Below are 13,351 nucleotides of genomic sequence, written 5' to 3'. Positions count from 1 at the left end.
TGAGACAGAGACTAATCTTCAGCGATGTCCTTAGAGGACCGCTTCTGTGCGTTGCGGTAGAAGATCCAGGCCACGGCCCCGAAGAAGATTGGGCCGATGATCGTCCAGAAGGCGGTCATGTAGTCGTGTTCCAGGATCGGTTGCAGGCAGGTGAAGCCAATCCCGCCGACCAGGATGATCATCACAATCGTGGTGATCACGTTGGTCCAGGTCTTGCTGGTAAAGATCTCGAAGGGCCGTTCCAGGTCCGTGCGCTTCTTGAAGAATGGGAAGGCCCCAATCAAGAAGAGGTACGGGAAGGACGTGGAGACGTTCCCCATATCGGTCAGAATCAGGTAGAACTCGTTGGCAGCGGAGCCCCCGAAGGCGACCAGGAAGATGAAGACGGCCACGATAGCGGCTTGCACCCACATCGCATAAGCGGGCATGCCCACCTTGTTCAAGCGGGTCATCTTCTTTGGCCAGAGGTTCGGGTTGGAGCCCAAGATAAAGGACTTCAGCGGCGAGTAGATCAGCACGAAGAAGGAGCCCATGTAGGCCATGAACATGCTCAACCCGGTCAGCCGGGCGAACAGGTGACCCAAGCCCACGGCCGTGCCGGCGGATAAGCCCAGCGCGTGACCGAAGACCAGTCCCAGGTTGTTCATCAGAACGTAGGTGATGTTCCCCAGGTTGACTTCGTTTTTCCCCAGGATCTCCGTCCAGTTGGTGCTGACCCCCCAGAGGAAGATCGAGATGGAGTACATCAGGGTGATGGCGATGGTGGAGATGATCAGGCCCTTCGGGAAGGTCTTTTCCGGTTTGTCCATGCTATCGGTGATGCCCCCCATGGATTCCATCCCGGCGTAGGCGAAGACCGCGTACGTCACGAAGGACAAAAGTGCCATCGGTGAGGAGAACGACGGGTTCGGTGAGGCCACGAAACTGTGGACGCCGTGAATCGGTTCGGCGAGGACGCCCTTGTTCGCGATCAAGATCACGATGCTGGCCACGAAGAACAGGCCGGTCAGAAACATCACGAACATCCCCCCGATTGAGGAGATCTTGGCGATGGAGCTGACCCCGCGACTGGCGAAGAAGGTGACCACGAGGATCCAGAGAATTCCGAGGACCCCAATCGTCTGCGTCGACGTCAGGCCGAAGAGGGACCAGGTCTGGGTCTTATCGCTCCCGGAGATCAGCGTGGACAGTGGGATCCAGACCTTGCTGGCCGTGGAAAGCATCCAGATGATCCAGGATGATAACCAGATGAAGGTCCCGATGAAGGCCAGGCGTTCGCCGATGGAACCGGCTAACCAGGAGTAGATGCCCCCCTTGGCTTCCTTAAAGGCGGACCCGTATTCGGCCATCATTAAGGCACTGGGTAAGAAGAAGAGTAAGGCGGCGAGGATGTACCAGATGATGCTGGCGTATCCCATTTGGTCGAAGGCCACCGTCGTGTTGGCGAAACCGTAGATGGCCGTGAAGATCATTAAGATTAAATTGCCGAGTTTAATCTTTTTCTGTTTTTCCATGATAAATATCTCCCATTTGGTGATGGGCTAGGACTCTAGTCCAGACCGGATTTATAAATTAAGGTCTTGGTGGTAGTTGAGGGGGCCCAGGTCGGTGGCTTGGGTGATCAACTTGGCCGCCAGCGCCCGATACCGCTTAATTCCCAATGCAGCGGCGTCGTTCGAGCGTTGTGTCAGATAATGATTCAGTTCGGGGCCGGTCAGCTGAGCAGCCACGGCGTCCGTATCGTGAACCAGGTGCTTTAGGTCGATGCGTAACTGATCCTGCGCGTCACTGACCGCGGGCCAAGCCTTGTGGTAGTGGGCGTCGGTCAGGACACTGACCAACTTGTAGACCCAGTAGGCCGATTGGTCGTCGTAGGTCGCTTCTCCCAGGTGGTAGGCCGCGGGCGTGTGCTCGATGCCGGCGTAAAACGGCACGTAGACGCTCTGGGCTGCAACGCCCATGGCGAGCCACTGAATGCCGGCGAGTGCCGGTTCATAACCGGGCCGCAGCTGCAACACGTGGGATTCTTGGGTTTTGGCGAGACTGACCGGCCGGAAGCGGGTCTTGTCCGCGGCGGAACCGTCACCCACGGGATCGTACGGCGTCCCCTGGAAGTGGCTGCTCAGGTAGTCCTGGGCATCATCGACGGCGAGTTTTCGGTCAGCGTATTGAATAAACGGAAGATCGAATGATTGCGGTTGGGCAGTGACCTGCGGCGTAAAGCAGCGCTGACCGTACCAGACCCGTGGGGTGTTGTAGTACAGATCAGATTGGTCCTGCGTCCCGAAAATCTCGCGCCAGATGAAGCGGTCGCTGTGCGGGTTGAGGTGGTTTTCGGCCACGAACCGCGGCAGGTCCCGGGCAAACAGGAAGTTGGCCGGGTCGGCGAAGTCGACGGCCTGGATGGCCATCTGGTTGGCGACCACGGCGTAGGCGTTATCGGGGATCCGTTGGGCGACCCAGTAGTGACCGGCCCCGGTCTCGAGATACCAGGCTTCTTGCTGGTCCGCAAACAGGATCCCGTTGGATTCGCAGGTCCCGTAGTGCTCGACGATCTGCCCGAGCTGTTGGACCCCTTCGCGGGCCGAATGGCAGTAGGGTAACACCACGGTCACCATGGCCTCTTCACCGATCCCGTCTTTGACCAACGGATCGATGCCGAGCACCCGATTATTAGAATAGGTACTTTCGGTCGCGCTCATGGCGACCCCAAATTCATTAATGCCGGCCTCTTCGAACAGCCCGTACTTCGTGGTCCATTCCGGGGTGGCGGTGTACTTGGCTGCCGTTAGCGGCAGCGGCATGGTAAAGCCGTTATCCGGACTGACGTAGGTCTGCGGTGTGGTGGCCGTTTTCGCCGGGTGGACCACAAAATGCTTGGGCCAAGCGGCCTTGGCATCTTCGTTCCGTCCGATGATCACCGACCCGTCCATGCTGGCCTTGGCGCCAATGAGGATACTGGTACAAGCAGAGTAATTCATGAGAAGGCTCCTTTCATCTTTTTTGTATAAAGTTGCACATTTTTATTTTACCATCTTTCCCGGAACCCCCACGGCTTTCGGGAAAGTTTTAATTAATTTATTCATAATTCTCATATTACAAATTATTTATGCAGAAGGTACCGGTTACATGCATATTGGGTGACCTGGCTCATTTTCCGGTGTGACCCGGTCAAAGGGGTGTTTAAGGCTAGTCAGGGACCGCGGGATGTGGTTAAATAATGACAATACGTATAATCAGAAAGGGTGAAAAATGAGAATGGCATTAGAAAAGCAACAACTGGGCCGCCACATTGCGGTGCTGGTGGGCTCGTCGATCATTAGCGCGATTGCGTTGAACGAATTTTTGATTCCGGGAAAGATCTTTAGTGCCGGGATCAACGGGATTTCGCAGATCATCGCCATGCTGCTGCAGATGGTGGGGGTGCACGTCAGTACCGGGTGGTTCATCCTCCTGTTCAACGTACCGATTGGCCTGTTAGGCTGGTTTAAGGTCGGCCGCGGCTTCACGTTTTATTCGATCCTGGTGGCGATCCTGACGTCCCTGCTCACGATTGCCATTCCGGTGACCTCCGTGGCCCACAACGCGCTGCTGGCCGCCTTGTTCGGGGGTATCCTGACCGGGGTGGGCGTGGCCTACCCGCTCAAGTACGGTTTCTCGACCGGGGGGATGGACATCGTCGCCGTGGTCCTCGAAAAGACGACCGGACGCACCATCGGGACCTTGATGTTAATGATCAATCTGGGCATCGTCCTGGTCGCCGGCGCCCTGTTCGGCTGGGAGAGTGCCCTGTACACGATCATCTCGATCTACGCGATGTCACGGGTCGTGGACAGCATTCACACCCGGCACCAAAAGCTGACGGCCTTTATCGTGACCCAGCAGCAGGACACCGTGATCAAGGCCTTGAATCAGACGCTGATTCGGGGCATCACCATCATGCCGGCCGTGGGGGCGTACCGCCGCACGGAGAGCGCCGTCTTGATGGTCGTTATTTCACGCTACGAGCTCTACACGCTGGAGCACGCGGTCAAGGAGACCGATCCCCACGCCTTCGTCAACCTGGTGAACACCATCGATATCGAGGGGAACTTCTACAACGAGACCGAGCAGCTGAAGGCCCGGCAGGCCGGGAGCAAGTAATCGACGATTGCTCTTCACCCCAGTTACCGGTATAATAGGAACCACTTTGAATAGAGAAGGGAACGAGAAACATGCCAATCGTTAATATCGATTTAATTGCGGGCCGGTCACAAGCCCAACTCAAGGCGTTAGTGGAGGACGTTACCACGGCGGTCACCAAGAACACGGGGGCCCCAGCGGAACACGTGCACGTCATCTTACGGGAGATGCAACCCAACCGTTACGGGGTTGCCGGCGTTTTGAAGAGCGACGAAAAGTAGTCGTTGGCCAAACTGAAGAAAAAATTATGAACCGCCACCATCGTTGACGTTATCGACATGGTAGCGGTTTTATTGACGTTTATTATTGGCGTTACCGGGACTTTTCGGTATACTAGAGACAATTGTGATAGCGCGGTGATACGTCACCGTTGTTAATGAACGTAATGAATGGAGATTCTGACAATGGATGATCAACAATACATGATGGCAATTGACGAAGGGACGACCAGTACCCGGGCAATCTTATTCGATCGGCACGGCCAGATTGCTGGCCAGGCCCAACGGGAATTTCACCAATACTTCCCGAAACCAGGGTGGGTCGAACACGACGCCAACGAGATTTGGAACGCGGTTCAATCCGTGATCTCGGACGCGCTCATTGACTCGGAGATTCAACCGTACAAGGTCCGGGGCATCGGGATCACCAACCAACGGGAAACCACGGTGGTCTGGGACAAGCGTACCGGGGAGCCCATCTACCACGCAATCGTGTGGCAGTCGAAGCAGACCAGCGCCATCGCCGACCAATTAAAGGCGGATGGCCGCACCGAAGACATTCACCGCAAGACCGGGTTAGTCATTGACTCGTACTTCTCGGCGACCAAGATCAAGTGGATCCTAGACCACGTCGCGGGGGCCCGGGAGCGCGCCGAACGGGGCGAGCTGCTCTTTGGGACCATCGACACCTGGATCCTCTGGAAGCTGACCGGTGGCCGGGTCCACGCGACCGACTACACCAACGCCAGCCGGACCATGCTGTTTAACATTCAAACGCTGGACTGGGATCAGGAGATCCTGGACTGGCTGGGGATCCCGTCCGTGATGTTGCCGGAAGTCCGGTCCTCATCGGAAATCTACGGGTATACCGCGGGGTACACCTTCTCCGGAGTCCAGGTGCCGATTGCCGGTATCGCCGGGGACCAACAGGCGGCGCTGTTCGGTCAGACCGCCTTTGACCGGGGGATGGTGAAGAACACCTACGGGACCGGGGCGTTCATCATGATGAACACCGGGAACCAACCGACCCTGTCGACCAACGGCCTGCTGACCACGATTGCTTACGGGCTGAACGGCGAGATCACCTATGCCCTGGAAGGCTCGATCTTCGTGGCGGGGTCCGCCGTTCAATGGCTGCGTGACGGAATGCGCTTCTTCGAGCACGCCAGCGAGTCCGAGAAGATGGCGGTCGACGCCGAGACCACCGGTGGCGTGTACGTGGTGCCGGCCTTTACCGGGCTGGGTGCGCCGTACTGGAACCAGGAGACCCGAGGGGCGGTCTTTGGCCTGACCCGGGGGACCACGCGCGAACAGTTCGTGCGGGCCACGGTGGAGGCTATTGCCTACCAGACGCGAGACGTGGTCGATACCATGACCAACGAAACGGGTCTGCCAATTCGCTCCCTGAGCGTCGACGGTGGGGCGGCCAACAACAACTTCCTGATGCAGTTCCAGGCCGACATCCTCAACACGCCGATCAAGCGGGCGGCCATCAACGAAACCACGGCGTTGGGGGCGGCTTACCTAGCCGGGCTGGCCGTGGGCTTCTGGCCGAACCTGGACGCTATTCGCCAAATGCACAAGCTGCGGGATGAGTTCACCCCCCAGATGGCGGAAGACCGGCGGAGTCACTGCTACGCGGGGTGGCAAGCGGCCATCACCGCGACGCAAGCCTTTCACCATGCGGACTAAATTAAGTTAACCATGAATCACCTCACGGTTGCGTGAGGTGATTTTTTTACGTCTGTCAGGGATGTTACGCCTTAACGGGTCTGGACATTTTTGAAACTGGTTAGCAGCCACTGTTCGGGTATTCGTGGGTCGGGTGACTGGTTGAATTGGTCGATAAAGAACCAGCTACGTTCGTAAGGTGACTTTAGAAAAATCCCTGTTTAGCGGTATTTAAGCCGGAAATTAATGATTTATTTAGACGATTGTTGATTAAAATGATTGTTATTGTTAATTAGGTATTGACTTATAAGATAACCGAACTAAAATATAGTTAATCAAAGATAAATTAGTCTACATACTAAAACAATCAAGTCTGGAGGATGAGGCACATGTTCGAAACGAAGGTTCATTACAAGAGCTATAAAGCAGGCAAGCAGTGGCTGTACATGGCCATTGGGGTGACCAGTCTGTGTGCGGGACTGGCCGTCACGGTGCCGGCCAACGCGGCGGATAATACACCAGCTACGGCCGAATCAACGGCAGTCGTGAAAACGGATTCACCAACGCCGGCAAAGGAAACGCCCGCACAACCAGCCCCGGCAACTAAAGCGGCAACGCCGGTGACCGAATCGGATCCGGTCGATGATTCGGACGCCTCGTCGTCAGCCGATTCGGATGCCCCGGCTGCGACCGAAACGGATGATCAAACGCCGGCCGCGGACCCAGCGCCCGTTAATTCGGCCATCCAGGATCCAACGGTGCCCGACGTGACGCCGACACCTTCGAAGACCCCTGGCACCACGGTCGACCCGAACGCCACCATCGATGCACCACAGGCGATTACGAACAACCCGGACGGTGTTTACCGAAACTATAATACCGGGTCCGATGTGACGGGAACCATTTACCTAACAGGAAGCAACGCTCAAGGCACCAGTACCTCTTTGACGTCGAACAACGACGTTTCAACCCGGGCCGGCGTCTCTTCGGTTGTTGACCCAACGGTTAAGGATTTAACCTTGCACCTTCACGTGCATAATGAGGAAACCGGGGATCCGACAAAGACGACTTTTGCGAACGTTGAAGTAGACATGCCAGTTTGGTCTAAGTATTATACGCAAACTTCAAAGATAACGGTCGATTTTTCCCAGTTGTTGAGTCAGCTTCCAAGTAACCAGACGGTGCTGTTCTACTCGACTAAATCGCAGACTTTTAATGCCAAGGTTGTTCAAACGGCCATTGATCAGGGGCTCTTTAGTTGGGACGAACTGAGTAAAGTGGTTATTATGGGGAGACTGGCGGCCGGTCAAAGCTATGATGCTGTGGCCCCGATTACGGCAACCCAAATTGACCAATATTCTAGTGATGGTCAGTTGGTCTTTAGGGTGAGTGCTCAAGGCGAAGGCGTTGGTAGCAATGCTGGAACGTTGGCTTACCGGTATGCGGCCCAACGGGATAACGTCAGCGGTCGGTACCTGGCCGTGACGGAAGATCCGACTACCGGTGCGTTGATCACGGCCCCGGATGCCGTTCAAGACTTGATGCCGGACGTGGGACTGAACCAGATTGCCTACCACAACGACTATTCGGACTTTGATAACGGGTATGTCGCCTACCAGCAAATCAACTCGGACCCCATCTTCTTCGAGGGTGGGACGGTGGTCAATCAGTGGAAGAACATCACCACGGCCAACGGAGATAGCCTAGCAGATGCCCTGGCCAAGATGGGTTATTCGCTGAAGCTGGACGCAAACGGTCAGCCTTACCAGACCTACACCTTTACGTCCAAGGGCCAAGACCTGACAGTCGGGGGCAACGACTTGTTGGCCAACGGCTACAAGGGTGACCAGATGGCCGGTTCTGTCTACGTGATCGTTCGGCAGGTGCTGGACGCCAAGGACAGCCAGCTGAAGGTCGGCGATACCTGGCAACCCGCCGATAACTTCGTGGCGGGCCTGGATGATCAAAACCAGCCGCTGCAAGCGAGTGACGTCCAGGTCACCGTGGGTGGCGACGCGGGCGTCCTGGTGAACGGCAAGGCGGCCAAGGCCGGAACGGCAACGCTGACCTACACGTACCAGGTGGCCGATGATTATAACGGAACGGGCAAGCCGTACGTGGTACAAAAGGTGGTTTACGTCACGGTCACGGATCCTAATGCGGGTGCCACGAGTGGTGGCAACGGTGGGACCACGACCGGTACGACGACACCAACTACGCCGACCACACCAACCACACCAACCACGCCGACCGACCCGGCGACTACGCCGGATGAAACGGGCGACACCCCGGTTACCACGGGTGATGCGGCCGATACGGCGGTCACTAACGATGATGACACCAGTGACCTCAAACAGTCGGGCGCGGCGGACCAAGCCGTGGCGACCCCAACGGTTCAGAATAAGCAGGCTGGTCAAGCGGCCAGCACAACGCCAGTGCGGTCTGGTGCCCAAGCGGCCCAAGTCGCGGGGACCCCGACCCAGCAAAACGGGACCCCGGCGACCACGCTGACGACGACCACGCAACAAGGGCCGACCGCCACCACGCAATTGGCTACGCGGTCTGGCGAAACCGTGAAGACGGCCGCAACGGTCTTGCCACAAACCGGTGAACAGCACTCGGCTGGCTGGATTGCCGTTGGCTTGGCGGGCCTGTTGGGCGCATTGGGCTTAGCCGGTGTCCGGTCTAAGAAGCGGTCATGAAAAGCATCTAATCCGAAGAATGAATCACCTCACGAACGGTTGAGGTGATTTTTTGTGGATCAATGGCTGTCACACCTTGGTTAGTCTGGGTGGTTTTTGAGAATTGAAATCAAAAGCAAAAAAAGATTTGAGGAAAAATCAGCGCAGCCAGTTTACCGAAAACGGCCTTGGGGTTTGTAAAGACACTTTGGTAAAAGGCTGATTTGGCGCTATTTTGCTCGAACATTCCTGGTTTAGCCGATTATTTTCGATATAAAATGATTGTTATTGTTAATTAGGTATTGACTTATAAAATTCCGGGATTAAAATATAGTTGATTATAGAGAAATTGGTCTACATACTAAAGCAATTATGTCTGGAGGATGAGGAGTATGTTCGAAACAAAGGTCCATTATAAGAGCTACAAGGCAGGTAAGCAGTGGCTGTACATGGCCATTGGGGTGACCAGTCTTTGCGCCGGACTCGCCTTAACGGTGCCGGCCAATGCGGCGACCAACGCAGCAGACGCCAGTGATTCGACGACTGTTGTGCAAGCGGATTCATCGAGTGACTCAGCGGGAAGCTCTCAGCCGACGGGCGACGACTCCGAACAACCGGCGTCCACGACCGAAGAAAGCAAGACGGACCAGACCGCCGCCGGGCAGGATGAATCGGCGCAGCCAGGAAGTGGTCAAAAATCCGATGAGGACACGTCAAACCAGTCAAACGGGACGGCCAATTCAGACGGTGGTGCGAACGCTGATCAGTCATCAACCGAGTCCCATCAGGAAAAGTCGGCTTCAGACTCGGCAACTATCGCACCCGTGACGGAAAGCACCCCCGTGACGACCCCGGATGCCGACACGGATTCTCAGACGACTGAGCCCACGGACGTGACATCTTCGGCTGATATGACGGCGCCGCTGACCGTGATCAACGCGGGAACGGCCACTGACCAGAGCCAAAACAAGGTCGCAACGTCGGTCAAGGTGACGGCCACCAACGATGAGGGGACGCTGACCTCTAAGAATTCGACCACCAACAATCAAACGATTGGTGTGAACAATCAGGATACCAGCCTGACCGCGACTTATCAGATCACGAACCAGACGGATACGGGTCAGGGGTTGTGGATTACCTTTGACTTACCAGCCTACGCGAACCACGATACGGGAATCGTCATGGCGGGGGACGCGGACGTGAGTGCGCTGGAATCCCAGATTCCTCAGGGGGTTCAGCTGAACTACATCACCATCGATGGCAGTAAGTACCGGTCCGCAGCGGGGCTGGACCTATCGACGGTTCGGCAGTTGCAGCTGACCGGGACCTTGGCCGTTGGCGGCAGCTACACCGCGACGATTCCGTTGGTCATCACGTCAAAAGGCGCCACGGAGACCGCGACGCTGAGTGTTCATGACTTTACGCCAGACTGGTCGGGCTCGACGCTTTATCTGCAGGCCATGGATCCGGTCCTGCCGAATACGCCGACAAATTTGCCGACGCCGACCACGCCGGATGCCGTGACCACGATCGACCCCACGGTGACGACGCCGGTGACGGCCATCACCAACAATCCCAACGGGTCGGAGGTGACGGATACCGCGCCCGTTGATGCCTCGGTTCGGCTGACGGCGACGAATCAAAACGGTACGGCCACGTCATTCAGCACCAGTAATGACCTGGAGACCTACACGGCGGCCATCGTGGATGCCAATGCGACCGATTTAACGGCCCTGATGGACCTGACAAATCAGACGAACACGGTGCAGGTCGTCAACACGTACTTTAGCTTGCCCAACTACTACACCAGTCTGAATTCGAGCTTAACCAGTCAGATCACCATGTCAGACGATGCCGACGTTCAGGCGATGCTGGCGACGGTCCCGAGCGGCCTGCACGTGAACTTCGTGGTCGGTAACACGTCGTATGCGTCTTACGAGGCCCTGATGGCGGCCAATCCGGACTTTCACTGGTCGAGCCTGACACAATTCCACGTGACCGGCTACTTGGCGGGACAATCCGGCTATACATTAAACGTTCCTTTGACGGTGCAAACCAACGACGAGTATACGTCGCAGGGGGTCTCTATCTTGTCCCAGTACTCTTTCGGAGCGGTCACCACGAACGGGGCGCTGCATTTTAAGGTCGCCACGCCCCGGGATCCAGTCGTGGGCCAATACGAGGCCATCGTGGCGGATCCGGACGATGACGGCTACGACTACGAAGTCGCCCCCACCGAGGTCCAGGAAGCGATGCCGTCCGTGGGTCAGGACCAGGTCGCCTACTATAACTACTATGACCAGGGCGGCCACGCCACCAATTACTCGTCGACCACGTTCTTCAACGGGGGGACCGTGACGGTCGACTGGAAGAAGGCGGGTATCGCGGATGCCTTGAAGGATCTCGGGTACTCGGTCGCGCTAAATGCCCAGGGACAGCCCATCGAAAGCCTTGCCTACGCCTCATTGGGGCATGATCTCTCGCCGAAGGGTGACCTAATTGCGGCGGGCGATTCGAGTATCGCGCCGTCGGTCTACATCATCGTTCGGCAGGTGCTGGCCACCAAGGACAGCACCATTCAGGCCGGCAGTAGCTGGAGCGATGCGGATAACTTCGTATCGGGCATCGATAATCAGGACAATCCGCTGAGCGTAAAGGACGTGCAGGTTTCCGTGAAGGACCCGGGCAACATCTTGCACGATGGCAAGACCACGGGGGCGGGGACGCTCTACGTCACGTACACCTACCAGGTGGCGGACGGTTACGACGTTTCCCGGACCGCGACGGTGACGGTCACGCCAGCACCTGATACCACGCCAGATCCAGGGACCACGACGACGCCGGGAACCGGCCATCAGACTGACCCAGGCGCGACCACCACGGATCCGACGGCACCGGATGAAGGAACCAGCGGCACTGACACGACCACGAACCCGGTCGTCAGCGACGCGGGCGACGGCGATACGGTCGTGACCACGACGGATCCCATCGTACAGGTCAACCAGAGTGGCCAGGCGGCGACGGTGACGGCCCAAGCACCGCAGACGACAACCAACGGTAACGGCGCGGCCACGACCGAAACGGCCCCCAAGCAGGGCGGCGCTGCGGCGACGGTCACAACCGGAACTCAGTCGGGGGCGACGACCGCGGTGACGGCCGGCGCGACGGCTAATGCGGCCGCCAGCACGACGCCAACCGCCACGACGACGGGAACGGTCACCGCTGGAACGGTCGGTGCAGCCACCCAGTTGCCGCAGACGGGTGACCGTCCAGCGGCTGGCTGGATCGCCGTTGGCCTGGCGGGCTTGCTGAGTGCGTTGGGCTTGGCCGGTGCGCGTTCTAAGAAGCGGTCCTAAATGATTCACTGAAAACAACCATTAAAAGGGAAACCAATTCATGAGTGGATTGGTTTCCCTTTTTCATGGTCGATGAGTATAATTTAAGTAAGCGATTTCGAAAGGTAGGCAAAATGAGATGAAAACAGCTGTATTTGCAAAAGCGGGACAAATGGTGATCAAGGACGTGGACCAACCCACGATCCAACAACCCGATGACGTGATCATTCGCGTCGTCCGGGCCTGTGTCTGTGGGTCCGACCTCTGGGCTTACCGGGGATTGGAAGACAAGGCGGCCAATTCTGAAAACGGCGGCCACGAGGCCATCGGGATCGTCACGGCCGTTGGTGACGCCATCACGACCGTGCAACCGGGCGACTTCGTCATCGCACCGTTCACCCACGGGTGTGGTGCTTGTCCGGCCTGTGTTGCCGGGTTCGATGGGGTGTGCCAGGCGCACACGGATAACTTTAGTTCCGGGAACCAAGCCGAGTACATCCGGTTCCAACACGGGCAATGGGCCCTGGTCAAGGTGCCGGGTCAACCCGGGGACTACAGTGAGGGGATGCTCAAGTCCCTGCTGACGCTGGCCGACGTGATGGCGACCGGTTACCATGCCGCTCGGGTCGCCAACGTGCACACCGGTGATACGGTCGTGGTCCTAGGTGACGGCGCCGTGGGCCAATGTGGCATCATCGCGGCGAAGTTACTGGGGGCTAAGCGCATCATTTCGACCAGTCGGCACGCCGACCGGCAGGCGCTGGCCAAGGAATTCGGAGCGACCGATAACGTGGCCGTTCGGGGTGACGACGCCGTGAAGCAGATCATGGACTTGACGAACGGTGCGGGGGCCGATGCGGTCCTTGAATGTGTCGGGACGGAATTGTCCACGGACACGGCGATGCAGGTCGGTCGTCCGGGCGCCGTGGTGGGCCGGGTCGGCCTGCCGCACACGCCGAAGATGGACGCCACGCCGTCGTTCTACAAGAACATCAGCTTGGCCGGGGGTCCGGCTTCCGTGACGACCTACGACAAGCAGGTCTTGTTGAAGGCGGTCTTGGACGGCAAAATCAACCCGGGGAAGGTCTTCACCCAGAGCTTTAAGCTGGCCGACATCGACGCCGCCTACCAGGCCATGGTGGACCGCAAGGCCATCAAGTCGTTTGTCGTGGTAAGTGACTAACCGTTAAATGAATCCGTCACAAACACCCTTCTCGGGGACGTCAAATCCTGGGAAGGGTGTTTGTGTGTCTGAATGGCGGCA

The 13,351-nt window shown here is 57.4% G+C and carries 8 protein-coding genes; 6 read left to right on the top strand and 2 right to left on the bottom strand.

Annotated elements, in window-relative coordinates:
- Positions 1–11 precede the first annotated feature (11 nt).
- Positions 12–1,514 carry a glutamate/gamma-aminobutyrate family transporter YjeM gene (yjeM, locus tag FD37_RS02500; RefSeq protein WP_045806651.1) on the bottom strand — a complete coding sequence of 501 codons (1,503 nt, stop codon included), beginning with the start codon at positions 1,512–1,514 and terminating at the stop codon, positions 12–14.
- A gap of 51 nt (positions 1,515–1,565) precedes the next feature.
- A complete protein-coding gene (locus FD37_RS02495) occupies positions 1,566–2,981 on the bottom strand; it encodes a C69 family dipeptidase (RefSeq protein ID WP_056963216.1) in 1,416 nt (471 codons plus the stop codon).
- A gap of 271 nt (positions 2,982–3,252) precedes the next feature.
- On the opposite strand from FD37_RS02495, the gene FD37_RS02490 reads away from it, so the two are divergent.
- The 6 genes from FD37_RS02490 to FD37_RS02465 all read left to right on the top strand — a co-directional run bounded on the left by FD37_RS02490 (position 3,253) and on the right by FD37_RS02465 (position 13,270).
- Positions 3,253–4,143: a YitT family protein gene (locus tag FD37_RS02490; RefSeq protein ID WP_371862591.1), complete on the top strand. Its 891-nt coding sequence runs from the start codon at positions 3,253–3,255 to the stop codon at positions 4,141–4,143.
- A gap of 71 nt (positions 4,144–4,214) precedes the next feature.
- A complete protein-coding gene (locus FD37_RS02485; protein ID WP_024746403.1) occupies positions 4,215–4,403 on the top strand; it encodes a 2-hydroxymuconate tautomerase in 189 nt (62 codons plus the stop codon).
- Between the two features lie 183 nt (positions 4,404–4,586).
- Positions 4,587–6,092 (top strand): glycerol kinase GlpK, encoded by a 1,506-nt coding sequence (gene glpK, locus FD37_RS02480; protein ID WP_045806647.1) that lies wholly within the window; start codon positions 4,587–4,589, stop codon positions 6,090–6,092.
- Between the two features lie 368 nt (positions 6,093–6,460).
- Positions 6,461–8,773 carry a bacterial Ig-like domain-containing protein gene (locus FD37_RS02475; protein WP_056963214.1) on the top strand — a complete coding sequence of 771 codons (2,313 nt, stop codon included), beginning with the start codon at positions 6,461–6,463 and terminating at the stop codon, positions 8,771–8,773.
- A 371-nt stretch (positions 8,774–9,144) separates the two neighbouring features.
- A complete protein-coding gene (locus FD37_RS12905) occupies positions 9,145–12,108 on the top strand; it encodes a KxYKxGKxW signal peptide domain-containing protein (protein WP_056963212.1) in 2,964 nt (987 codons plus the stop codon).
- A 118-nt stretch (positions 12,109–12,226) separates the two neighbouring features.
- Positions 12,227–13,270: a zinc-binding dehydrogenase gene (locus FD37_RS02465; protein WP_056963210.1), complete on the top strand. Its 1,044-nt coding sequence runs from the start codon at positions 12,227–12,229 to the stop codon at positions 13,268–13,270.
- Positions 13,271–13,351: the final 81 nt, after the last annotated feature.

It is taken from the genome of Levilactobacillus spicheri DSM 15429, assembly GCF_001435095.1.
GTDB classification, from domain to species: domain Bacteria; phylum Bacillota; class Bacilli; order Lactobacillales; family Lactobacillaceae; genus Levilactobacillus; species Levilactobacillus spicheri.
This window is presented reverse-complemented; position numbering and strand designations above follow the sequence as displayed.